This is a genomic window from Bifidobacterium pullorum subsp. saeculare (assembly GCF_016899725.1).
Taxonomy (GTDB): domain Bacteria; phylum Actinomycetota; class Actinomycetes; order Actinomycetales; family Bifidobacteriaceae; genus Bifidobacterium; species Bifidobacterium pullorum_C.
Genome location: NZ_JACLYU010000024.1, coordinates 1 through 23,877, shown reverse-complemented (window position 1 = coordinate 23,877; position 23,877 = coordinate 1). Strand labels below are relative to the sequence as shown.

The 23,877-nt window shown below is 69.3% G+C and carries 20 protein-coding genes and 1 pseudogene; 11 read left to right on the top strand and 10 right to left on the bottom strand.

What is annotated here, in order from left to right; translation table 11 throughout:
• Window positions 1–203, bottom strand: a pseudogene (locus tag H7U32_RS08540) (hypothetical protein); the annotation flags it as partial.
• A gap of 665 nt (window positions 204–868) precedes the next feature.
• Here H7U32_RS08540 and H7U32_RS08535 point away from each other — a divergent pair.
• Complete coding sequence (locus H7U32_RS08535) at window positions 869–1,552, top strand: DNA-3-methyladenine glycosylase family protein (RefSeq protein ID WP_204469651.1); 684 nt, start codon at window positions 869–871, stop codon at window positions 1,550–1,552.
• A gap of 186 nt (window positions 1,553–1,738) precedes the next feature.
• Here the strand turns inward: H7U32_RS08535 and H7U32_RS08530 are convergent, their stop codons facing one another.
• The 3 genes from H7U32_RS08530 to H7U32_RS08520 form a co-directional block, all read right to left on the bottom strand.
• Window positions 1,739–2,197 (bottom strand): Hsp20/alpha crystallin family protein, encoded by a 459-nt coding sequence (locus H7U32_RS08530; RefSeq protein ID WP_204469650.1) that lies wholly within the window; start codon window positions 2,195–2,197, stop codon window positions 1,739–1,741.
• A gap of 494 nt (window positions 2,198–2,691) precedes the next feature.
• Entirely contained in the window at window positions 2,692–3,597 is a 906-nt protein-coding gene (locus H7U32_RS08525; protein WP_323804621.1) for a DMT family transporter, read from the bottom strand.
• Window positions 3,598–3,694: 97 nt separating this feature from the next.
• Complete coding sequence (locus H7U32_RS08520; protein ID WP_440201451.1) at window positions 3,695–4,762, bottom strand: alpha/beta fold hydrolase; 1,068 nt, start codon at window positions 4,760–4,762, stop codon at window positions 3,695–3,697.
• A 434-nt stretch (window positions 4,763–5,196) separates the two neighbouring features.
• On the opposite strand from H7U32_RS08520, the gene H7U32_RS08515 reads away from it, so the two are divergent.
• On the top strand, window positions 5,197–5,832 hold the full coding sequence (locus tag H7U32_RS08515) for a GNAT family N-acetyltransferase (RefSeq protein WP_204469647.1): 636 nt from the start codon (window positions 5,197–5,199) through the stop codon (window positions 5,830–5,832).
• Between the two features lie 92 nt (window positions 5,833–5,924).
• Window positions 5,925–6,359 (top strand): Rrf2 family transcriptional regulator, encoded by a 435-nt coding sequence (locus tag H7U32_RS08510; RefSeq protein ID WP_204469646.1) that lies wholly within the window; start codon window positions 5,925–5,927, stop codon window positions 6,357–6,359.
• Here H7U32_RS08510 and H7U32_RS08505 read toward each other — a convergent pair.
• The 3 genes from H7U32_RS08505 to H7U32_RS08495 form a co-directional block, all read right to left on the bottom strand.
• Complete coding sequence (locus tag H7U32_RS08505; protein ID WP_239457639.1) at window positions 6,337–6,993, bottom strand: TetR/AcrR family transcriptional regulator; 657 nt, start codon at window positions 6,991–6,993, stop codon at window positions 6,337–6,339. The genes H7U32_RS08510 and H7U32_RS08505 overlap by 23 nt on opposite strands.
• Window positions 6,994–7,078: 85 nt before the next feature.
• Window positions 7,079–7,429 carry a dihydropteridine reductase gene (locus tag H7U32_RS08500; protein WP_204469645.1) on the bottom strand — a complete coding sequence of 117 codons (351 nt, stop codon included), beginning with the start codon at window positions 7,427–7,429 and terminating at the stop codon, window positions 7,079–7,081.
• A 1,296-nt stretch (window positions 7,430–8,725) separates the two neighbouring features.
• On the bottom strand, window positions 8,726–11,257 hold the full coding sequence (locus H7U32_RS08495; protein WP_204469644.1) for a prolyl oligopeptidase family serine peptidase: 2,532 nt from the start codon (window positions 11,255–11,257) through the stop codon (window positions 8,726–8,728).
• Between the two features lie 149 nt (window positions 11,258–11,406).
• On the opposite strand from H7U32_RS08495, the gene H7U32_RS08490 reads away from it, so the two are divergent.
• The 7 genes from H7U32_RS08490 to pknB are packed head-to-tail and all read left to right on the top strand — an operon-like array spanning window position 11,407 to window position 20,291.
• Window positions 11,407–12,108, top strand: a complete 702-nt coding sequence (locus H7U32_RS08490) for an FhaA domain-containing protein (RefSeq protein WP_204469643.1) — start codon at window positions 11,407–11,409, stop codon at window positions 12,106–12,108.
• Window positions 12,109–12,131: 23 nt separating this feature from the next.
• Window positions 12,132–12,656, top strand: coding sequence for an FHA domain-containing protein FhaB/FipA (locus H7U32_RS08485; protein ID WP_204469642.1), 525 nt, complete (start codon window positions 12,132–12,134; stop codon window positions 12,654–12,656).
• Between the two features lie 13 nt (window positions 12,657–12,669).
• Window positions 12,670–14,232: a PP2C family protein-serine/threonine phosphatase gene (locus H7U32_RS08480; RefSeq protein WP_204469641.1), complete on the top strand. Its 1,563-nt coding sequence runs from the start codon at window positions 12,670–12,672 to the stop codon at window positions 14,230–14,232.
• A complete protein-coding gene (locus tag H7U32_RS08475; RefSeq protein ID WP_204469640.1) occupies window positions 14,229–15,740 on the top strand; it encodes an FtsW/RodA/SpoVE family cell cycle protein in 1,512 nt (503 codons plus the stop codon). Before H7U32_RS08480 ends, H7U32_RS08475 begins: the two co-directional genes overlap by 4 nt.
• Window positions 15,737–17,209: a peptidoglycan D,D-transpeptidase FtsI family protein gene (locus H7U32_RS08470; RefSeq protein ID WP_204469639.1), complete on the top strand. Its 1,473-nt coding sequence runs from the start codon at window positions 15,737–15,739 to the stop codon at window positions 17,207–17,209. The genes H7U32_RS08475 and H7U32_RS08470 overlap by 4 nt, the downstream gene beginning before the upstream one ends.
• On the top strand, window positions 17,206–18,261 hold the full coding sequence (locus tag H7U32_RS08465; protein ID WP_204469638.1) for a serine/threonine-protein kinase: 1,056 nt from the start codon (window positions 17,206–17,208) through the stop codon (window positions 18,259–18,261). The genes H7U32_RS08470 and H7U32_RS08465 overlap by 4 nt, the downstream gene beginning before the upstream one ends.
• Window positions 18,258–20,291, top strand: coding sequence for a Stk1 family PASTA domain-containing Ser/Thr kinase (gene pknB, locus H7U32_RS08460; RefSeq protein ID WP_440201450.1), 2,034 nt, complete (start codon window positions 18,258–18,260; stop codon window positions 20,289–20,291). Before H7U32_RS08465 ends, pknB begins: the two co-directional genes overlap by 4 nt.
• A gap of 107 nt (window positions 20,292–20,398) precedes the next feature.
• Here the strand turns inward: pknB and H7U32_RS08455 are convergent, their stop codons facing one another.
• The 3 genes from H7U32_RS08455 to H7U32_RS08445 are packed head-to-tail and all read right to left on the bottom strand — an operon-like array spanning window position 20,399 to window position 23,145.
• On the bottom strand, window positions 20,399–21,061 hold the full coding sequence (locus H7U32_RS08455) for an anthranilate synthase component II (protein WP_204469636.1): 663 nt from the start codon (window positions 21,059–21,061) through the stop codon (window positions 20,399–20,401).
• A 33-nt stretch (window positions 21,062–21,094) separates the two neighbouring features.
• Window positions 21,095–22,345 (bottom strand): class E sortase, encoded by a 1,251-nt coding sequence (locus H7U32_RS08450; RefSeq protein WP_239457638.1) that lies wholly within the window; start codon window positions 22,343–22,345, stop codon window positions 21,095–21,097.
• Window positions 22,342–23,145 (bottom strand): DUF881 domain-containing protein, encoded by an 804-nt coding sequence (locus H7U32_RS08445; RefSeq protein WP_204469635.1) that lies wholly within the window; start codon window positions 23,143–23,145, stop codon window positions 22,342–22,344. Before H7U32_RS08445 ends, H7U32_RS08450 begins: the two co-directional genes overlap by 4 nt.
• A gap of 188 nt (window positions 23,146–23,333) precedes the next feature.
• On the opposite strand from H7U32_RS08445, the gene crgA reads away from it, so the two are divergent.
• Window positions 23,334–23,744 carry a cell division protein CrgA gene (crgA, locus tag H7U32_RS08440; RefSeq protein ID WP_440201449.1) on the top strand — a complete coding sequence of 137 codons (411 nt, stop codon included), beginning with the start codon at window positions 23,334–23,336 and terminating at the stop codon, window positions 23,742–23,744.
• The last annotated feature ends 133 nt before the right edge of the window (window positions 23,745–23,877 follow it).

Below are 23,877 nucleotides of genomic sequence, written 5' to 3'. Positions count from 1 at the left end.
CCCGCCCTGGCATCAAGCGTATACGACACACGCCGCCTCCCGGAACACCGCGGATCGCGGGACACCCAGTTCGCCAGCCCCGCCTCGGACGGATAGCCCGGCACCGCGATCGTCCTCCTCAACGACATGCCATCCCGGAAATACAGATCGACCGCCCCGCGACGCTGCTCCTCGCCATACCTATCGGACTCCAATCCAGACACCCACGCGTCCAACCTTTCGTCCACACCCCTCACGACCACGCCAGGCACAGCTGTGCATCGAAGGACAACAAGAAACGTCAGCCCATGCACAGCCGTGCACCCGGGGCAACAGGAACGCCAGCCCATGCACAGCCACGTACCGCAGACCACAGCCGCACGCCACAGGCCTCACGATGCTTCGGAGCAGGAGGGCGCCGCCAGCCGACGACGTCCGGCATAGACGCGCAGAGCGAACTACCGGAGGAATCCGGCTCGGTAGCATGGACGATACCGTGTATGCATGGCAGATTCCTCCGAACCGGAGGACCGAAGAATCGCAGAGCCGAAGAGTCAGAGGACCGGAGAATCAAAGAACCAAAGAACCGAAAACCAAAAAGCCGGGGCACAGGGACGGCAGGCTGGTCCACCTGAACAGACCGGCACACCTAAACAGGCCGGCCCGGACGGCCAACCTCCCCACACAGTAGACCGGCATATAGGCACGACCAACCTCCCCACCTGAACAGGCTGGCCCACCTGAACAAGCCAACCAGGCCCGTCACGCATCTGATGGTTGACCAGAACAGCAGGCCAACTCGCCTGAACAGACCGGCACATAGGAGCAGCCGACCTCCCCACGCAGTAAGACGGCAGGCCGGTCCGACGGCACAGAAAGGCGAATGACAGTGGCAGGACCCGAAACGGACGTGCGGCGGTTCGCCGCCGACGGCACGCGCATCTTCGCCTATGGGACGCGTGAGACCGACTATCTCGCCGAACGCGACCCGCGGCTCGGCGAGGTCATCGCCGCGGTCGGCCATGTGGAGCGCCCGGTGGATCCAGACCTGTGCTCGTCGGTCATCCACCAGATCATCGGGCAGCAGATCAGCACCAAAGCGCTGGCCACGATCTGGGCACGGACGCAGGCGGCGCTGGGCGAGGTCACCCCGGGCAGCCTGCTCGCCGCCGGCGAGGAACGGCTGCAATCCTTTGGCATGAGCCACCGCAAGGCCCAGTACATCACCGCCTTCGCCCGCAAGGTGGACTCCGGCCAGTTCGACCTCGAGGCGCTGCGGCACATGGACGACGCCGAGGCCACGGCCGCACTGTGCACGCTGGACGGCGTGGGTGTGTGGACGGCCGAGATGATCCTGCTGTTCTGCATGGAACGCCCCAACGTGCTGAGCTTCGGCGATCTGGCGATCCAACGCGGCCTGCACATGGTGCACCACCATCGGCGCATCACGCCGGCATTGCACCGCCGCTACCTGCGCCGCTACACGCCGTACGCCTCCGTCGCCAGCCTGTACCTGTGGGAGGTGGCCGGCGGCGCCATCCCCGGGCTCAAGGACCTCGCGCCGAAGCGCTGACGTCCCGCGCGCCGTCCCCACGCCGCGCCACCCCACAAACGCAAACAGGGCTAGAACCCTAGGGTTCCAGCCCTGTCACTGTGTGCAGCCGTCCGAGACGACGGCCTCCGAGACGGCGGCCATGGGTAAGCCCCTATGCCGCCGCCTACCACCGGCTGCGGCCAAGACCATCAGCCCTCGAGGCCGTCAGCCCTCGATGGCGATCGTGTGCTTGGCCTCGACCTGCGGCTTGGTCTCCGGCTTCGGAATCTGCACGCACAGCGTGCCGTCCTTGTAGGAGGCCTTGATGTCGCCTTCCTTCACATCGTCGCCGACGTAGAAGCTACGCGACACCGAGCCGGCGTAGCGTTCGCGGCGCAGCCACTTGCCTTCCTTGTCCTTCTCGTCATGCGAACCGTCACGATGGGCGGAGACCGTCAGGTAGCCATTCTGCAGCTCCAGGTTGATGTCATCCTTCTTGAAGCCAGGCATATCGATGTCGACGTCGTAGGCCTTGTCGGTCTCACGCACATCGGCGCTCATCAGCGCGGTGGACATCGCGTGGTTGGCGCCGGCGCGGGTACCGGTGTCGACGCCCGCGAAGAACGGGTCATTGAACAGATCGTTGAACAGTCCGTCGTTCAGCAGTGCAGGAAACATAGCCATAGTCAAACTCCTTCGATACGAGAGCATTGCTCCGGGCCGCGGCGCGGGCCGCGACCCGGTCAATCCGAGAGCCCCTTGCGGAACTCTCTCGTTGACCTTTCACTTCCGTCAACCGGCCGCCGCCATCCCCATTCCGGGGTTTTACCCACGGTGAACGATGGCCGACGACCCCGCCCGGCCGTCCGGATCCGTCGGCATCGGCCCTCGTCATCGACCGTCGGAACCGACTGCCCGGACCGACCGGACCACAGATACGACGGAAGGGTCGGAACTCCGGTTCCCCGGGGCTCCGACCTCTCCGCATGGCTTTGTTTCCGGGCCGCCCGCCACCCCGGCCCAGCCGGGGCATCGTGGGCGGGCGGCGCGGCGACGACGCCCGCCGATGGCGTCGCCGGCCCCTGCCGACGGCCCATCGGCCCTGTCATCCCCGATAACCGCGCGCCGTCCCCGCCATTCCCGCCTTCGGCCCACGGTGAACAGGCCGGCCCGGTTCCTCACCGCACGAGGAACACCATCGCCAGGATGAGCGCGAAGCCGCCCAGGTCGGTCGGCGTGAACACGGCGCCGGTCAGCAGCACCGCGGAAATCGTGGCCATGACCGGTTCGCTGGTGCCGAGCATCGTGGCCCGCATCGCGCCGATGCGCACCACGCCGGTCATGTACAGCCAGTAGGCGCCGAAGGTGCCGGCCACCACGGTGAACGCCATCAGCGCCACGCCGGTCCAGTCGAGCTGCGGTCCACCGGACCAGGGGCGCACGAACGGCGTCATGAGCAGGCCGGACAGCAGGAACATGATGCCCTGCACCGGGAAGTTGCCCCACCGTGCGAGGGCCTTCACCGGCACGAAGGACATCGAGGCGGTGGCCATCGCGTCCCCCAGGCCCCACAGCAGGCCCATCAGCGGCAGCTGCAGCGTGGTCAGGTCGCCGCCGGTGGCGAGCAGCACGACGCCGGAGAATGCGAGCGCGACGCCGACGACCTCGCGCGCGCCGGGCAGCCGCCGCCCGCGCACGCACACCCAGAGCAGCACGAACAGCAGGTTGAGCGTCTGCAGGACGGTTGCGGTGCCGGGGTTGGTCCAGCGGATGGCCTGCAGATAGGTGACCTGGGTGGCCATCACGCCGATGACCGCGCCGGCGACGTAGCGCATGTACAGCCCACGGTCGCGCACGGCGCCCGCCAGGGCCTTGGGCTGGGTGGCGGCGGCGATCGCAAGGAAGAGCAGGCCGGCGCCCAGCTGGCGCACGTTGGCGATCCACAGCGGGTCGGCCCCGTAGTCGTTCATCAGGATCTTGGAGACGGTGGCGTTGATGCCCCACAGCGTGCCGCCGGCGAGGGTGATGAGTCCGCCGATGACCAGGTCCTTGGGCGCCCGTTCGAACGTCGCCTTGCGTTTCACCGCCGCCTCCCTCCGCGCGCTCTGCGTTGCCGCGGCGATTCTACCGCCCGGGACGGCGGCGGGCACGGCGGGCGGGTCGGCGGGCCGGACCGGCGGCTCAGTCGTCCATCGCGCCGACGGAGGGGTCGGCGTAGAAATCGAGGATTTGCTCCAGATACGGCCTGTACACGGCGTTGGGCATCGAGAAAATCTCATGCTCGGAATCCTCGATGCGCACCAGGCGGGCGTCGCAGCCGCCGTCACGCACGCGGCGGATGAACTCGTCCTGCGGCTTGTTGCGCACCCATAGGTCGTGGCCGGCCTGGAACAGCAGGATCGGGGTCTCGACCTCGGAGCAGGCGCGGCGGTCGAGGATGGCGCGGTTGAGGCGCATCGCCTGGCGCACCCAGCCGAAACTGGCGCAATAGGTCCGGTACTCCTCGTGCTCGCAACGCAGCTTGTGGTACCAGCGTTCGCGCGCCTCGCTGGACAGCTCGTATCGGCTGAGGTCGGGCGGCGCGGCGGGGTCGAACTCCTTCTGGAACATCACGCGGCGGCGGCCCAGGCCGCAGGCGCACACCAGGGAGACCAGCGCGCGGGTGAGCCACATCGACATGCCGGTCTGCGGGGCGACCATCGGGGCGGAGAGCACGGCTTTGTCGAACAGCATCGGATGGCGTTCCAGCACGGCCGCGCCCACGCCGCCGCCCATCGAATGGGCGAAGAGGTTGAGCGGCTGGCCGCTGGCGTAGCTCTGGCCGACGGTCTGCGCGAAGCAGGCGAGGTCGACGGCGTAGCGCTGCCAGTCGTCGATCCACACCAGCGCGGGGTCGCTCACATCGCGCGCGCTTTTGCCGTGGCCACGGTGGTCGATCACGCACACCGAGTAGCCGGCGAGCAGGAAGTAAAAGGCGAGCTCGTCGTATTTCTCGGCGAACTCGGTGAAGCCGTGGCTGATCACGATGCAGCCGTGGAAGGCGCCGGTCGCGCCGTCCTCGCGCAGCGCGTCGAAGGCGGCGGCGTCATACGCGCAGTAGTGCAGCTGCCCGCCCGCCGGCTCGAGGCCGGCGCGGCGCTCGGCGGCGGACGGGTCGAGCCAGCCCTCCTTACGGCAGGCGGCGAGCGCGGGCCGCACCCGTTCCTCCATCCCGCGCGCGTAACGCTCGTAGCTGCTGTCGTCGATCATGGCACCCATTGTAGAAGCGCGCCGCGGGGCCGGCGCCCCTCCCGTCCATGCGGCCCCATGCGGCGAACCGTACTCTTACGACTCGTAAGCGTACGATTTGCCGCAGTCTTGCGGCCCCCATGCGGCGAACCGTACGCTGAGCGCGCGTAAGCGTACGGTTTATCGCACCGAAACGGCCCCCATACGGCAAACCGTACTGTGACGCCCCGTAAGCGTACGGTTTGCCGCAAGGACGTCGTATGGCTGCGGGAAACCGTACGCGGGAAGGGGCTGGGATGACGGAACCGATGGGTTCGGCGGAACCGACGAAAGCAGCGGCAGAGGCGACGCCGACGAGACCAGCAGAAAAGACGGAACCGGCTGAGACCATGGCGACGTCGGAACCAGCGAAGGCAACGGAGCCGACGGAAACCGCGGAACAGGCGGAGCCGACGTTGCCGGCGGTCATCGAGACGCAGCGGCTGGTGCTGCGGCCGTGGCGGGTCGGCGACCTGGCGGAGGCGGAGGTGCTGTTCGCGCTCGCCTCCGACCCGCAGGTCGGCCCGCGCTGCGGCTGGATGCCGCACCACACCGTCCGGGACAGCCTCGAGACCATCGCCCACGTCTTCACCGGCGCCGGGAACCGTGCGATCACGCTGCGCGGCGACGACCGGCCGATCGGCTGCGTCGAGCTCAGGCCGATGAACGACGATCTCGTCGCCGCCGTACGCGGTGCGGCCCGGTCCGGTGCGCTCGCCGACGACTGCGCGCTGGACGAGGCCTCCCTCACCGCGCTCACGGCGGGCGCGGCGCAGGAGCTCGGCTACTGGCTGGGCCGCCGGTACTGGGGGCACGGCTATATGACCGAGGCGCTGCGGGCCATGCTGCGGCGTGCCTTCGCCGACCTGAACGCCCCCGCAGTCTGGGGCGAGCATCATCTGAGCAATCCGGCGTCCGGTCGGGTCATGGAGCGGTGCGAGCTGCGCCCGGTGTGCGTGCGGCGGGGCGTCTGGTATCCGCTGACCAAGGAGCGGCACGATTGCCTGGTCCGTATGCTGCCGGCCGCCCGCACGGACCGGTCCGGCGAGTGAGGGCGCACGGTCCGGCGGCACATGCGCGATTGCCGGCACAATGCGGCACAATGGAGTGCGACGTTCCGCGGCACAGGAAGGAAGGCACGGGGATGCAGGTCTCCACACGGTTCACCATGGCGATGCACACGCTGCTGTGCATCGGGTACTTCTCCGGCAAAGTGAAGACGACCTCGGCGTTCCTCGCCTCCAGCGTTAACGCGAATCCGGTGGTGATCCGCCGCGTGCTCGGCCAGCTCAAGGAGGCCGGCATCGTCACCGTGGAACCCGGTGTGGGCGGCGCCTCGCTGACCAAGGATCCGGCCGACGTGACGATGCGCGACGTGTTCCGCGCCGTGGACTCGCTTGAGGGCGGCCACCTGTTCGACTTCCACGCCAACCCCAACCCGCAGTGCCCGGTGGGCGCGCATGTGCATGACCTGCTCGACAGCGAGCTCGTCGACGCCCAGGCGGCGCTGGAACGGCGGCTGAGCCAGACCACGCTCGCCGACCTGCTTGACCGGCTCAGGCAGGAGACCGAGGGCTGAGGGATACAGGGCTGAATCCGCCAAGGCCGGGTCGGCACGGGGCCGGGCGACGGCAGCAGCGTTCCATGATGACGGCGACGCGTTCAGGAGCGTCGCGGCATCCGCTGCGAATCCACTCCCCGACGATCGCCATGAGTCCGCTCAAGTAGAACGCCATGAGGTACGGGCGCATGCTTTCCGGAACGCCGAACCGGTCGAGGACCGGGGCGATGACGTGCTGTTCCAACGCCATATAGGTTTCGTCCACCCGGAACGATTCCGTATTGCGCAGCAGAGCCGTGAATAGCCGGCGATTGTCGCGGACGAACTCCAGATAGGGGATGAGGAATTCCGAAGTGACCAGGTACAGCTCGTCGTCAGGGCAGCTGCGCAGACGGTCGACGAACGACGTCCCCGACTTCCTCTCAAAGCGCGCCAGAAAGCGGTCGATCGTCAGGCGCAGGCTCTCCCGCAGCAGCTCATCCATGGACTCGTAGTGCAGGTAGAACGTCGAGCGGCTCACGCCGGCCCGCGCGCAGACCTCCTTCACCGTGACGAACTCGAAGTCCCTGTCGCTCAGCAGCGAGAGGAGCGCCTCGTCCATCAGCTCCGCCGTCTCGAAGTACCTGCTGTTCTTCCCCATTGCCTGGCGCATGCTCTCCCTTCGGCCGTGGCGATGGCCGGCGCGGCATGGCCGATTGTCCGGCGAGGCCGGCCGCCGCGGACGGCGCGGTGCGGCATCAGCGTGCGATCTCGCCCGCAAGTCGCACGATGTCGGCGGCGTAGCGGCGCTTGCCCGCCTCCAGCATGCGATGGTACAGGGGATAATTGATGCCCGCTAGCGCCAGGCCGACGATGCCGAGGGCCACGCCCCCGCCCATCGCCACCATGCTGCCGTTGCCGATGACGCCCAGCGAAAGGCACATGCCCACCCCGAATGCCAGCGCGCCGACGATGCCGAGCGTGTAGGCGCACACGGTCGCGGGCAGCTTGGCACGGCGGTCGAGCTTCCTCAGCGCCACCACCTTTCCGGTGTCCTTGGGAGCGTATTCGGCAGCAATCTGCTCGGCGTAGGTCTTGTCGGTATCCATCTGGGGTTCCTTTCCTTCCCGCGTTGTGCGAACAACCTCATTTCACCGGTTTCCGCGCATCGCCTCGCCCCATGACCGCGACACATCGGCCGTGCTGTGTCCGATTGCGATTCTGCGGTCTCCCGAACGGCTGGCCGAAAACCAGCATGCAGCGCGGCATTTGAGCCATGCGCACGGGCCGCAATGCGCACGTCTGTCGCTTTCAGCAGATGCAGGCTCTGGAATCCTGCACCAGAAGTGGAATTCGGACCCCGGAATGTTTGGCAGAAGGCCTGACAGGCCCTGCCATATGCGGCGACGGAACAGCCTACGGCAGGCGTTCGATGCGCATGGTCGGCTGCATGAGGCTGCCGGGTGGTATCTCGGCAATGCGGTCCATCGTCCCATCGTCCACTACGCCGGAATGACGGCGCGGAGACGCCGATATACGGCGGGCGTTCCCGGTTGCCGGCGGCCAGAACCGGCATGACCGGTGTGTCGACACTCATCATCGGTCATCTCAGCCATCAGTCATATCAAGTGCGCATCTGCACTCGTTGAGGCGTGATGGCGAAGTGTCTGCACTCATCGGGGCGCAGTTCAAAGGCTATCTCGGTTCGCTGGGGCGGATTCGGGCCGTTGCAGAGGTCTATCTCCGTTCGTTGGGTCCTCATCGGAGTGATACCCCGCCTAGGGAGGTCCTGAAAACGGCGGAATTCCAAGGCTTGGATGTTGTGGTGTTTGTGGTCGGAGGACCCAATGAACGCAGATAGATGTCTGCAGGACGGGAAATCCGCCCCAACGAACGGAGATACCCGGCTGTGGCGGGACGTTGCTCCGGTGACGGATGGCTTTCCGGGATATGGCGGGACGTTCCGGGGCGAGACTGTGCATGGAATGACGTTTGGAATCGGGACTGTGCATGGAATGGCCATGGGGAGACCACCTGTCGGCGTGTCATGACCATCCGGTGCACAGCTGTGCATACAGGGGCATTCCTCATGACCACGCCATACACAGCTGTACATGGAAGGACACTCTCTACGAGGCGGCCCATGCACAGCTGTGCCTCCAAGGACCTCCACACACGTCACGCCATGCACAGATGTGCACTCAGAGACACTTCGGGAGGTCACGCCATGCATAACCGCACATGTGGGGAGGCAGGCCTAGTCCACTCCGAGTCGCGCCCAAGCCCACCCGAGTCAGACCCAGCCCGCCCGAGCCAGGCTCCAGGCCCGCCCGAGTCAGGCCCAGCCCACCCGAGTCAGACCAAGCCCGCCCGAGGCGAGCCGCCCTCAGCCTCGCCCGCTCCCCTCAGAGATTCTCCTTGAGGAAGTCGCGCTGGAGGATGAGCAGGTTCTCCGCCACGCGCTCGTCGTTGGTCATATGCGTGATGCCGACCAGCGGCAGGAAGGTATGCGGCCGCCCCGACGCCATAAGCGCCTGCGAGAGGCGCAGCGAGTGGGCGATCGTCACGTTGTCGTCCGCGAAGCCGTGGATGAGCATGAGCGGGCGGCGCAGTTTCGGAGCGTCCGCCACGATCGAGTTGCGCTCGTACACGGCCGGGTCGAGCCCCAGATACCGCTCGGTGTAATGCGTGTCGTACAGCGTCCAGTCGGTGGGCGGGGCGCCGGCGCACGCGGCCTTGAACACGTCGGGCGCGTCGAGCACGGCCAGCGCGGAGAGGAAACCGCCGTACGACCATCCGATCATCGCGACCCTGTCGAGGTCCGGCATCGGCACACCCGCGCCGCCCGCGCAGCCATCCGCGCCATCGCCCGCGCCGGCGAACAGCGCGCGCCACCGGCCGCCGCCGTCCTCGGCGGCCAGCGCGCGCACGCCCTCGACGGCCTCCACCTGGTCGGCGAGCGTCACGTCCTTCATATCCTCGACGATCTCACGGTCCCACGCCGGTCCGCGGCCGGTGGTGCCGCGGCCGTCGGCGGTGACGACGACGAAGCCCTGGTCGGCCCACCACTGCGAATCCCAGTGCCGCGCCGGGTTGAACACGACCTCCTGATGGCCGGGCCCGCCGTACGGCCGCATGAGCACGGGCAGCGACGCGGCCCCCGCGTAGGGGCTGCCGGCGCTCGGCACGGTGACGGCGGCGAGCAGCCCGTGCTCGCCGGGCAGGGTGACGAAGCGCGTGGTCAGCGCGAAGCCGGGTTCGGCCGCGTGCGAGGCGATCGGTGCGTGGAACACGGACACGGCGGCCCCAGCCGCGTCCTCAGCCCCGGCGGCCCCGGCAACCTCAGCCCCGCCGGCCACGCCCCCGACCGAGCCAGAGCCAGAGCCCGCGCCCACCACGCCCGTGTAATCGTGGCTCATCACGGCATGCCCCAGATCCATCGCTCCGCCGGAGAGCACGATGCCGGAGCCGGCGCGGGAGGCGGCCCACACGCCGGGCCGCCCGCTGACGGCCTCGACCGAGCCGTCGTAGCCCAAGCTCACGATGTCCATGCTGCGCGCGTCGTGCTCGTCGGCCCGGTCCGCCCAGACGGCGGGCACGCCGGCGACATCCCGCGCGGGGTCGCGCTGCACGAGCGCGAGCACGTCGGCGTCGGTCACGTCGAGCACGGCGCGCACATTCCAACCGGCGGGCGTGAAAGGCGTGCCGTCCACGGTCAACCGGTTGGTGTCGGCGGCCATGTCGCTGAACGCGCAGACCATCCGCCCGTCCGGGGTGAGGGCCGGGGTGCCGTCCACGATGTCGATCCACTGGTCGTTCGCATGCTCCTCCAGCACGCGGGTGGCGCCGGTGGCGGGGTCGACGGCGAGCACCTGGTCGCGGCTCTGGCGGCGGTTCTGCACGAGTAGCAGCGGGTCGTGCCCGCCGGCCCAGCTCACGCGCGCCAGGTATTCGTAGGCGTCGGCATCCCAGGTGACGCGGGTGACGGCCACCTCCGCAGCGCCGTCCCCAGCACCACCCGCAGCGCCGCCCGTGGCGCCGCCTTCGAAGCGCAACAGGTCGAGCCTCACCCTGGCGTTGTGGGTCAGGGCCTGGGGATAGTGGCGCTGGCCGAGCGCGGCTTCGGCGCGCGGCGTCGGCGCGCCGTTGACATCGGTGGGCAGCGGGTAGGAGAACGGCTGGGAGGGGTCGGCGATCGTCCACAGCGGCTCGGCGGAGGCGTCGAAGCGTTCCACGATGGCCGCGTCGGAGGCGGGGCTCCACCAGAAGCCGTCGTACCGGTCCATCTCCTCGCCGGCCGCGAATTCCGCCAGGCCGACGCGCCATTCGCCCGAGGGCAGGCCGTCGGTGCCGAGCACCGCGGCGCAGGTGTCGGCCGCCGCGTCGGCGTCGATGCCGACGAGCATGAGCCGTTCGCCGGTGGTGTACAGCACGCGGGTGCCGTCGGGGCTGAGGCGCGGGTTGAGCACGGGGCCGGGCAGTCCGCAAGCGCACAGCTCGCGGGTGGCGACGGCCAGATCGCCGTCCGCGGGCGACGCCGCCCCCACCTCGACGAGGAACAGGCGGCCGTTGAGCGTCACGACGGCGCGCCGGCCGGAGCCGTCGGTCGAATAGGAGACGATGCCGGCGCCGCCTTCGCGGGCGCGCTCGCGGCGGGCGCGCTCCTCCTCGGGAATCTCCTCGTCGGCGGCATCGCCCAGCAGCGCGCGGGCGTCGGCGAGCTCGGTCTCGCGGTGGCCGCCCGCGGCGTCGAACCAGCTCATCCACAGGGAGCAGCTCAGGTCCTCCGGGCCGGACGAGCGCAGGAAGTACGCGCGGGAGCCGTCGCCCACGGCCTTGGCCGAGCGCGGGGCTCCGGAGGTGAAGCGCAGGGTGCGCGCCTTGGCGCGCGGGTATGCGGCGATCGCCGCGGTCTGATCGTCAGTGGCAAAGGTCATAGGCGCCATGCTACGCCGGCGCGGGCCCGGAAGCCGCGCCAAGCAAGCCGACCCCGATGTGGGCGAGGCTTGTGCACGCTTGCGGCTGCCTCCGCCGCCCGGTTGAAGGCACTGCGTACACTAGGGGAGGATTGTAGAAAGGGAGGACCATGAGCTTTCTCGACCGTTTTGAGAAGAACGTGGAGGGCGCGGTCAACGGCGTGTTCTCGAAGTTCGGCTCCAAGGAGCTCCAGCCCGTCGACCTGTCCAGCGCCCTGGAGCGTGAGATCGACAACGAGGCCATGCCGGTCGGCCGCGACCGCACGGTGGCCCCGAACGAGTACCGCTTCAAGCTGAGCACCCCCGACTTCGACCGCATCGAGCAGTGGGGCAGCGAGACCCTCGCCGACGAGCTCGCCGACAACCTCACCCAGTACGCGAAGAGCCAGCACTACGCCTTCGTGGGCCCGGTGGTCGTGATCTTCGAGGAGGACCTCGACCTGACCAAGGGCAACTTCAAGCTCACCTCGTCCTCGGTGCAGGGCAACGCGGTGCCGGTCACCACCGACGTGCAGGGCGAGGACCATCCGATGCTCGAGGTGAACGGCAACCAGTACCTGCTCACCAAGGACAAGACCATCATCGGCCGCGGCTCCGGCTGCGACATCGTGATCGACGACCCGGGCATCTCCCGCAAGCACCTGGAGATCGACATCACCCCGGACGGCGTGATCGCCCGCGACCTGGGCTCCACGAACGGCACGTACGTGGAGGGCCACCAGGTGCCCGCCGCCACGCTGCTGGACGGCAACACGATCACGATCGGCCGCACGCGCATCCTCTACTGGGCCTCCTCCGAGGATCAGGAGTGAGCCCTCGGTAGGCCGGAGACACCATGCTCACCGAACTGACCTTCGCGATCCTCAAGTACGGCTTCCTGGCCCTGCTGTGGGTGTTCGCGTTCCTCGCGGTGCGGTCGCTGCACAAGGATGTGGAATCCCTGAGCCCCAAGCCCTCCCGTGCGCGCCGCCACAAGGAGCGCCGCGCACGCCGCGAATCCCACGCCGCCGGCCGGCCGCGCCCCGCAGCCGCGCCGCAGGCCGCCGCGCAGCCGCACGCCGCGGGCGACCCGACGCTGCTGGTCATCATCGACGGCCCGCTGGCCGGCACCTCCGTGCCGCTCAACCGCGACACGATCACACTGGGCCGGTCCGCCTCGAACGACGTGGTGCTCGACGACGAGTTCGTCTCCTCGCACCACGCGCGCGTCGTGCGCGACCAGGCCGCGGGCCGCTGGGTCATCGAGGACCTGGGATCCACGAACGGCACCATCGTCAACAACCAGCGCCTCGGCACGCCCACCGTGCTGCCCGCGCGCGTCCCCGTGCGCATCGGCGCCACCACATTCGAGCTGAGGTAGGTGACCCGCGTCCATGACCGCTTCCTCCGGCTCGCAGCCGCTGTTCCTGTATTCCACGACCGTCTCGGACGTGGGCACCGTGCGCTCCAACAACCAGGACTCGTCGTTCGCCGGCGAGCGCCTGGTCGCCATCTGCGACGGCATGGGCGGCCACGCGGGCGGCGACACCGCCTCCACGATCGCCATCCGCTCGCTGGCGCACATCGAACGCGACGACGACCAGAGCGATGTGGCCGCGGTGGCCCGCATGATGGAGACCTCCGTGATGGCCGCGCATGACGCGATCGTGGGCAAGGCCCGCCGCGAGCGCAAGCTGGCCGGCATGGGCACCACCGTCACCGCGGTGGCGCTGGTGGGCGCCCACTGGGTGCTCGCGCACATCGGCGATTCGCGCGCCTACCTGCTGCGCGACGGCGTGCTCTCCCGCATCACGCAGGACCACAGCTATGTGCAGCATCTCATCGACACCGGCCGCATCACCGAAAGCGAGGCGAAAAGCCACCCGCAGCGCAACGTGGTGATGCGCGTGCTCGGCGACTTCGACATCGACCCGCATCCGGACGTCTCCATCCGCCGCGCGCACCCGGCCGACCGCTGGCTGCTGTGCTCGGACGGCTTGAGCGGCGTGCTGGAGGACGGCACCATCGCCGAGGTGATGACCTCCGTCTCCGACCAGGGCGAGTGCGCCCAGCGCCTGGTTTCGATGGCGCTCAAGGCCGGTTCGACGGACAATGTGACGGCCGTCATCGCGGACGCGACGCTCGCGCTCGACGCCGACGCCTTCGACCTGCCGCACCAGACGCCGCTGGTGGGCGGCGCGGCCAGCGCCTCCCTGGAGCCGATCGCGGACATCGTCAACGAGCCAGTCGCCACCGCGCCGGCCCTGCGCGCCGAGGATTCCCCGGCCACGCGCGCCGCCCAGCTCATCCAGGACTCCCAGCCGGAGCCGGAGGTCGCCCGCGTGGCGCAGCCCGCGGCCGACCGCGAGGCCGACGGCGAACGCGACACTCCGGACACCGGCGAGATCCCGGTAGTGCAGAAGTCCGACGGCCGCATCACCGACGATCCGAACGACCCGGAGGTGGCCAAGGCCATCCACCACGAGCAGGCCGAGGAGCGGCGCAACGACCGCCGGCGCAGGCTGCGCCGGCGCATCGTGGCCATCGTGGCCGTCGTGGTGGCGCTGGCGGCGCTGGCCGGGGCCGCGTTCGGCGCGTACCGCTGGAGCCAGAGCCGGTATTACCTGGGCGAGGCGGACGGCCGCGTGGTCATCTACCAGGGCGTGCCCACGAACCTGTTCGGGCTGGAGCTCAGCCATGAGGTGGAGCGCACGTCCATCCGCACCGCCAACCTGCCGGACGCCTGGCGCCAGGAGCTCGAGCACGGCATCATGCGCGACACGCTCGACCAGGCCCGCGACCATGCGCAGGTGATCCGCAAGGAGATCGCGAACCTCAACAAGGAGAAGGCCGCGGACGGCGAGAAGCCGGACGGCCAGCCCAAGGACGGCCAGTCCAAGGACGCCCAATCCGATGACGCCCAGTCCGGCCATGCCGAGGACGGGGGCGAGCGATGATCCTCACCCGTCTGCGGCAGATGTCGCTGCTGCTGCTGTCCTTCGCGTTGGTGGGCGTCGCGTTCTTCCAGATGTTCATGCGCACCGCCGGCTCGTTTCCGGCGAACTATGTGTGGATGCTCGCCGTGGTGGGCGCGCTGTTCGTGGTGCTGTGGGCGCTGGCCGTCAAGTTCCAGCCGCACGCCAGCCAGACCATCCTGCCGTGCGTGTGCCTGCTGACGGGCCTGGGCACGGTGATGATCGCGCGCATCGACCAGGAGAAGGGCACGGCGGTGGCGTTCCGCCAGCTCGTCTTCACGGCGGTGGCGCTGGCGCTGTGCTGCGTGCTCGTGGTGGCGCTGCGCGACTACCGTCTGCTGCGCCGTTTCTCCTACGTGAGCATGGTGGTGGGCATCGTGCTGCTGCTCTCCCCGATGCTGCCGGTGCTGGGCGAGGAGACGAACGGCGCGCGCATCTGGCTGAGGATCCCCGGCATGGGCACCGTGCAGCCGGGCGAGTTCGCCAAGCTGTTCCTCGCGTTCTTCTTCGCCGCCTACCTCTTCGACCACCGCGACCAGCTGGCCGTGGGCGGGCGCAAGGTGCTGGGCCTGCAGCTGCCGCGCATCAAGGACCTGGGGCCAATCATCATCGTGTGGGTGGTGGCGATGGGCGTGCTCGTGCTCCAGCACGACCTGGGCACCTCGATCATGTTCTTCGCGATGTTCGTCTCGATGCTGTACGTGGCCACCGACCGCGGCAGCTGGATCGCAATCGGCTTCGCGGCCTTCGCCGTCGGCGCCGTGGTGGCCGCCAAGGTGTTCAGCCATGTGGGCGCCCGCTTCGACGTGTGGCTCCACCCCTTTGACAACGCCATCTACAACCGCGCCTACGGCGGCTCCTACCAGATCGTCACCGGCCTGTTCGGCCTGGCCTCCGGCGGCCTGCTCGGCACCGGCCTGGGCCAGGGGCACCCCGGCCTCACCCCGTTCGCGAACTCCGACTACATCTACGCCTCGCTCGGCGAGGAGCTGGGGCTGACGGGCCTGATCGTGGTGCTGCTGCTCTATTTCACGATCATCGGATCCGGCCTGCTCACCGCGCTCAAGATCAAGGACGGCTTCGGCAAGCTGCTCGCCTCTGGACTGGTGTTCACGATGGCCTTCCAAGTGTTCGTCGTCGTCGGCGGCATCACGCTCGTCATCCCGCTGACCGGTCTGACGATGCCGTTCATGGCGGCCGGCGGCTCCTCCCTGATCGCCAACTACATCCTCGCGGCGCTACTGCTGGTCATCTCCAACGCGGCCAACAAGCCGGCGCCGGAAGTCTCCACCGACACCTTCCAGTACGAGGCGCTGGCCGCGCTGCGCGACCATGAGCTCAAGGAACGCCGGGAGCGCCAGGCCGCCGAGCGGGCGGCCAAGGCGGCCCGTCCCACCGACGCGCCCACGCTGGAGCCGCAGCTGCCGCCCACCGCGCAGGAGCCGGCGGTCGGCCAGCCCCGCGTCGCCGCAGGAGGTGGCACCCGATGAACAAATGCCTGCGCCAGCTGTTCACGGCGGTCGTCGTGCTGTTCGTCGTGCTCGGCCTGTCCACCACGATCATCACCGCGGTCCGCGCGAACGCGCTCAACGCGGACCCGCGCAACACGCGCGCCCTCTACCATGAGGTCGGCGCCCAGCGCGGCGCGATCCTCGCCTCCGACGGCACCGTGCTGGCCACCTCGCAGCCGACCAACGACGCGTTCAAATACCTGCGCACCTATGCGCAGGGCCCGCTGTACGCGCCCATCACCGGCTATTTCTCCGTCAACCAGCGCGCCCAGTACGGCGTGGAGCTCTCGCGCAACACGCTGCTGAGCGGCAACTCCGACGCGATGCTCTGGCAGCGCGTCAAGGCCGTGCTCTCCGGGTCCGCCACGAAGGGCGCCACCGTGGAGACCTCCATCGACCCGCAGCTCCAGCAGACCGCCTACCAGCAGCTCGAGGGCCGCAACGGCGCCGTCGTGGCCCTCGATCCGAAGACCGGACGCATCCTGGCGATGGTCTCCACGCCCAGCTACGACCCGAACCAGCTGGCCACGCATGACACGAAGGCCGCCTCCTCCGCCTACCAGAACCTGCTGGCGGACACCGCCGGCAATCCGCTGCTCAACAAGGCGACCTCCGAGCTATACCCGCCGGGATCCACGTTCAAAACCGTCGTGGCGGCCGCGGCCCTCGAATCGGGCCAGTACCAGCCGGACACGCAGATCCCCGCCGGCGCCAGCTACACGCTGCCCGGCACCGAAACGGCACTGACCAACACGTCCGGCGCGGCGGCCGGCGCGAACGGCACGATCAGCCTGTCCGACGCCATCGCGTACTCGTCCAACACGGCCTTCGCGCAGCTGGGCGTCGCCCTCGGCGCGGACGCCGTCGCCAAGCAGGCCACCAAGCTCGGCTTCGGCTCCACCATCGTGGTGGACAACGCCGCCGGCAACCAGCAGATGACCGCCGTCGCCTCGAAGTTCCCGGACGCCCCGGCCGACGACCGGCTCGCGCTGGCCTCCATCGGCCAGGGCGACACCGTCATCACGCCGCTGCAGAACGCGCTGATCGCGGCCGCCATCGCCAACGGCGGCAAGCTCATGCAGCCCACGCTCGTCGACCGCGTGCGCGCCACCGACCTGTCCGTCATCTCGGAGACGCGGCCGCATATGATGTCCGAGGCCTTCGGCCAGAGCACGGCCACCGCGCTCACCGGCATGATGGAGTCCGGCGTCGCCAAGGAGAACACGTCGCTGGCCCTGCCCGGCGTCCAGGTGGCGGCCAAGACCGGCACCGCCCAGATCGGCGAGGGCAACAGCAACGTCGACGCCTGGGTCATGGGCTTCGCGCCGGCGGACGATCCGAAGGTCGCGGTCGCCGTCGTCGTGCACAACGCGGGTTCCGACGCGTTCGGCATCACCGCGGCCGGTCCGGTCTTCCGAGCAGTCGTCAAGGAGGCGTTGCAGCAATGAAACTGATCGAAGGACAGCTCATCCACCGCCGCTACCGCCTCGATTCGCGCCTGGCGCGCGGCGGCATGGGCGAGGTGTGGAAGGCCTGGGACATCCAGCTCAACCGCCCGGTGGCCATCAAGGCGCTGCGCAGCGACATCGACTCCGCGGAGGCGAAGCTGCGCCGCCTGCGCGCCGAGGCGCACAATTCGGCGAATCTGGCGCACCCCAACATCGCCGCGCTGTTCGAGTACTACGAGCATGACGGCATCGGCTTCCTGATCATGGAGTACGTGCCAAGCGAATCCCTGGCGGACCTGTTCCGCAAGAAGGGGCGCATGGATCCGCTGCAGCTGCTGCCGATCCTCATCCAGACCGCCCGCGGCCTGTATGTGGCGCACAGCCACGGCGTGATCCACCGCGACGTCAAGCCGGCGAACATCATGGTCTCCGACTCCGGCGCGGTGAAGATCACCGACTTCGGCGTGTCCATCTCCACCGACCAGGAGCAGATCACGCAGGACGGCATGGTGGTGGGCACCGCCCAGTACATCTCCCCCGAGCAGGCGCAGGGCGAGCAGGCCACGCCGCAGTCCGACATCTACTCGCTGGGCGTGGTCGCCTACGAGGGGCTGGCCGGGCACCGCCCGTTCACCGGCGCCACGCCGGTGGACATCGCCGCCGCGCATGTGAACAACCCGGTGCCGCCGCTGCCGGACGACGTGGACGTGCAGCTCGCGCAGTTCGTGATGTCGATGCTGGCCAAGGATCCGCTCGACCGTCCGAAGGACGCGCTGGTGGTCTCCCGCACGCTCGGCCGCATCGAACGCCGTCTGCTCGACCAACGCAGCGAGATGACCGACACCACGATGGCCACCGGCCACCGCATGCCGCGCCGGGTGGAAAGCACCCCGCACACCTACGCGACGCTGGCCCAGCGCGCCGTGCCCAGCCAGCCGATCGTCATCCACACCAACCAAGGTCCCCGGACCACCAGCTCCCGTGCCCACGCGCCGCAGGAGGGCCTGCCGGCCCCCGGCGCCACGCCACGCCATGAGGAGGAGCAGCGATGATCATGCCCGCATCCCTCGCCAACGGCCGGTACCGCCTCGGCCAGCTCATCGGCCGCGGCGGCATGGCCGAGGTCCATGTCGCCACCGACACCCGCCTGGGCCGCACCGTGGCCGTGAAGATCATGCGCCCCGACCTGGCGAACGACCGCACCTTCCTGGAGCGATTCCGCCGCGAGGCGCATTCGGTGGCGCAGATGAACCAGGCCAACATCGTCGGCATCTACGATTCCGGCGAGGAGGTCGTGGAGGGCGCCGACGGCCAGGTGGAGCGCCTGCCGTACCTGGTGATGGAGTATGTCAAGGGCCAGACCCTGCGCGACATCATCAAGGCCAACGGCCCGCTCACCCAGCGCGACGCCGCCCAGGTGATGGAGGGCGTGCTGCGCGCCCTCGAGTATTCGCACCGCCGCGGCATCATCCACCGCGACATCAAGCCCGGCAACATCATGATCTCCGAATCCGGCGAGGTCAAGGTGATGGACTTCGGCATCGCCCGCGTGATGGACGATTCCGCCGCCACGATGACGCAGAGCCAGGGCGTGGTGGGCACGGCCCAGTACCTGAGCCCGGAGCAGGCGCGCGGCGAAAGCGTGGATATGCGCTCCGACCTCTACTCGGCCGGCTGCGTGCTCTACGAGATGCTCACCGGCCGCCCGCCGTTCACCGGCGACTCCGCCGTGGCGATCGCCTACCAGCATGTGTCCGAGGTGGCCACCCCGCCGAGCGTGATCGTGCCCGGGCTGCCGAAGATGTGGGATTCGATCTGCGCGAAGGCGATGGCGAAGGACCGTCAGAACCGCTACGCGACGGCCGCCGAGTTCCTGCGTGACATCCTCACCTTCATGAACGGCGGCAAGCCGATGGCCGCCGGCTTCGACCCGCTCACCGACCTGCCGGGCAAGACGCAGCCGCTGCCGGGCACCCCGGCCTCGTCCGGACCGCCCACGCAGTCGTTCGAGCCGATGGGCCCGGCGGGCCAGCCGCAGGGCGACGACGCCATGGTCCTCTCGCGCAAGAAGAAGCGCGAGGAGGCCCGGCGCAAGAAGAAGCGCATCATCATCCTCTCCTCCGTGCTGGGCACGCTGGCGGTCGTGGCCGCGGCCGTGGGCCTGTGGTTCGCGTTCGCCCAGGGCACCACCGCCCAGATGGCGGTGGTGCCGACGATCACCGACTCGATGACCGAGGCGCAGGCCGAGCAGAAGATCACGGCCGCCGGCTTCCAGTTCGTCAAGGAGATCGACCACGACTCCACGCTGGAGAAGGGCATGTTCACCGGCCGGCAGTCGCCGAAGGGCGGCGAGCAGGCGGCCAAGGGCTCCGAGGTGAAGGTGTGGTTCTCCAACGGGCCGAAGAACGCGACGATCCCCGACGTGACCGGCGACTCGCAGGACGAGGCGCGCGCCAAGCTCGAGGACGCCGGCTTCAAGGTGATGACCAGCGTCTCGATGGAAAGCAGCGCCACGATTCCGCGCGACCATGTGACGCGCACGAATCCCGCCGCCGGCATCTCCGCACCCAAGGGCAGCGAGATTCAGCTCTACGTCTCCAACGGCATGACCACCCTGCCCGACGTGGTGGGCAAGTCGCAGGACGAGGCCCAGCAGACGCTCGGCGAGTTCCATGTGACCGTGCACACCGAGGCCTCCGACACAGTGCCGGCGGGCCAGGTCACGCGCATGGAGCCCGGCGCCAACAGCATGGTGGCGCAGGGCTCCGCGGTGGAGATCTGGGTCTCCACCGGCAAGGAGCAGGTCACGGTGCCGCAGTGCAGCACGTCCGACACCTTCGCTACCTGCAAGGCGCGTCTGGAGGGCGCCGGCCTGGTGGCCGGCGGCACCGACCAGGGCGGCGCCTGGCAGTCGATGACCCCGGCCGCCGGCACGCAGGTGGACAAGGGCTCCACGGTGACCATCACCACCAAGCCGGCCGAGCAGACCGGCGATGACACCGGCGACGGCACCGGCGAGCAGCCCAGCGGCGGCACCAATCAGTCCGGCGCCACCACCGGTCCCACCCCGAGGAAGAACTGAGCCATCCAGGGGCGGGTGCGGTCCGGTTCATGGACCATACCTGCCTCTGGCGGCCCCTCAGCAACGGATGCGGTCCATGAGCTGGACCGCATCGGTCTCCGGCCGCCTCAGGCCCCGGCGGCCACCACCTTGGGCTTGAGCCCCGCGGACTTGGCGATGGCGGAGGTCTGCCCGCATTCGGCAAGCCAGTTGGCGAGCAGACGGTACCCACCCTCGGTCATCACCGACTCGGGATGGAACTGCACGGCGGCGGCCCGCTTGCCGTGCACGCGCAACCCCTGCACGATGCGGTCGCCCTGCGTCCAGGCGATGACCTCCAGCCCGTCCGGCACGGAGGCGGGGTCGACGGCCAGCGAATGGTAGCGGGTGGCGGTCATCGGATTGGGCACGCCAGCGAAGATCGGGTCGTCGGTATGCTCCACCAGGCTCGTCTTGCCATGCATGATCGTGGGCGCGTGGCCCACGCGGCAGCCGTGCACCTCGGCGAGCGCCTGCATGCCCAGGCAGACGCCGAACATCGGCACATCCTCGGCCTCGCAGCGGCGGATGAGCGCCTCGGAGACGCCGGCGTCGGCGGGGGCGCCCGGGCCGGGGGAGATCATCACGCCGTCATAGGCGTCGAGCAGGCCGGGGGCGGCGGCGTCGATGGCGTCGTTGCGCGCCACGTCCACCGTCGCGCCGAGGGTCTCGAGGTATCCGACGATCGTGTAGACGAAGGAATCGTAGTTGTCCACCATCAGGATGCGGGCGGAGGGTGTGTTGCCTGTCATGGCCCTTAGTGTAGGCCGGCGCGGGCGGCGGCGTCAGGAAACGGCCACGTAGTTGGACATCGCCTTGAGGAAGGGGATTGTGGAGGCGGCCCACGGGAACACCCATTCGAGCAGCGCGGCCGCGGCGGCGAACAGCAGCAGCGCCACCAGCAGCAGCCGCACCGGCAGCACGCCGGGCATCAGCCGCGTCAGCCAGCCGTAGAAGCTCACGTCCGGGCGCGGGCGGCGGCCCTCGCGGATGGCGCGCAGCGCCGGCCAACGCCAGGCGACGGCGGCGGCCACGGCCAGCACCAGCCATGCCAGCAGGGCCACGGCCACGACCGGGGCGAGCGAGCCGCCCACGGCGGCGGCGATGGGCGACTCGGCCTTCGCGCCGGTGAAGCGCACCGCCCCGGAGGCGTCCTGCGTGGCGAGCTCCTGGGGCACGCCGCCGGCGACCTTGGCCCAGTACTTGAGCTCGCCCCAGCTGATCCAGCGGTGCGTGGCCACCTGGTAGGGCGGGTCGCAGGTGGTGAGCGTGATCATGCGCTTGGTGGGCGTGCTCCCGGGCTGCTCCGGGTTCGGTGCCACCACCCACACGTCCGTCGGGTCGACGACCTGGTAGCGCTGGTACGTGTACACGTACCAGTAATCCTGCGTACGGATGACGATCGGGTCGCCGGGCTGCAGCTTGTCCACGTCGATGAGCGGCTCGCCGTAGCCGGAGCGGTGGCCGGCGATCGCGAAGTTGCCGACCTGCCCGGGCAGCTGCGAGTTCTCATAGTGGCCGAGGCCGTGCCGCGCCAGCTGGGCGGCGTCGGTGCCCTCGACGATGTTGCGCGCCCAGCCCTCGCCGAAGCGGGGCACGTACAGCTGCGCGATGAGGTCGCCGTACTTCGGGTCCGTCGGCTGCACGGGCGGGTCGCCCTGCTGGGCGGGCGCGACCTTCGTGCCGTCCGAGGCGGGGCTGGTCCAGGAGGCGGCCTGCCGCTGCTGCGCCTGCGTATGCTCGGCCTGCACGCCGGTCCACCACGTCTGCCAGACGACGTACAGCGCGCAGATGGCCGCGAGCGTGAGGAAGATCTCGGCGAGCACGCCGGCCACCTGCGAGACGACGCGGCGGCCCGTGGAGCGGCCGTCGGGGCCGCCGGCGCCGCGGCGGCCGGCGCCCCGCCCGGGGACGCCGCCGGCGGGCGGCGTCGCGTACTCCACGTCGTCGGACACGTCGGCAAGGCCGACGGCCAACGGTTCCGCGGCGGGGTCCTGCCGGCCGGCCGCCTCGAGGTTCGCATGTCGTGCCATCATCGTCCTTCCGTTTGGGCGGGGGCGGACGCACCGGCCCCGTCGTCATCGTCGGCCCCGGAGGCGACGCGGGCGTACTCCAGCGGCTGGAGCAGCGCGGCGGTCTCGGGGAACCGCAGGTCCTTGCGGCGCTCGGCCTTCCATCCGAGGCCGAAGGCGCTCACGTATTGCTTGTAGATGGTGATGGAGGGGGAGGCGTCCAGCGCGGCCATCAACGCGTCCTGGTCGCCGATCGCGGTGATGTGGAACGGCGGCGAGTACCGCTTGCCGTGCAAGGAGACGACGTTACCGGAGCACAGCACCGCCGAGTTGAACAGCATGCGCTGGTCCTCGAACATCATCGCGGTGGCGCCGCCTTCCCACAGCGCGTTGATGACGCCTTCGATGTCCTGCTGGTGGACGACGTATTTGTCGATGTCCACGGTGGTGCCAGAGGAGTCGACGGCCTGCTCCCACATCGGGGAGTCGTCCAGCGTCACCTCGACGCCGGGACCGGAGACGGCCGGCAGCGTGGTGCCGCCGCCGGCGTCGTCCGTGGTGGCGTTGCCGGAGCCGGGCGCGGCCGCGTCCGTCAGGGCGCTCACCTCGGAGGAGAGGCTGTTGACGTCGTCCTGGAGCCGTTGGACCTCGGCCACCCGCTGTTCGATGAGGCCGGCCGTGTCCGAGGAGACGGCCGAGGCGCTGCGGTTCACCCTGAGGTTCGTGCCGAGCAGGAAGCCGCTCAGGGCCACGACCGCGACGACCACGACGCCGCTCGCCATGGAGCCGCGACGCGCGCTGTGCTTCGCCGTGTGCCGTGCCATCGACCGTCTGTTCTCCGTTCCTGGATGGGTTTCGGTTGGGTTTCCTGAGTGATATGCCGGTGATCGCCCGGGCGTGCCCGGGGTTGTCCGGACTTGCCTGGGCCGGCGGTTCCGCCGTTCCGCCATCCGTGTTCGTTCTTTCGAGTGTAGCCACTATGATGACTTCTTAGCTTTTTAAGCCTATGGGAATGGAGACAACGCAGATGGCCGACGAGAAGCCTCGCGAGACCACGGATCAGCAGGACCCGAAGAGCCAGAAGGACACGTCCGAGGACTACGGCGTGGACATGGAGAAGGTGGAGGCCGTGCTCAACGCCACCGCGGACAAGGCCGCCCTCACCCCGCAGATGCAGCGCATGATGGCGCGCCAGGAGGAGAACACCAAGCGTGTGGAGGAGTCCATCAAGGGCACCAAGTCGAACCCGCGCTGGTTCGTGCCGCTGTTCTGCGCGCTGATGATCATCGGCCTCATCTGGTGCGTCGTCTACTACCTGTCCCCCGGTGGCGCCTGGCCGATTCCGAACATCGGCGCCTGGAACCTGGCCATCGGCTTCGCGCTCATCATGATCGGCTTCCTGATGACCATGGGCTGGCGCTGAGCCAGTACCAGCCACACGGCATCCGAACAGGGCCCGTCCGCACACACCTGCGGACGGGCCCTGTTCGTCGTTGCGCGCTGCGGCTTCCTGTGCACCGGGGCGGGGGCGGGGCATCCCGCGGAGGGGGCCCGCC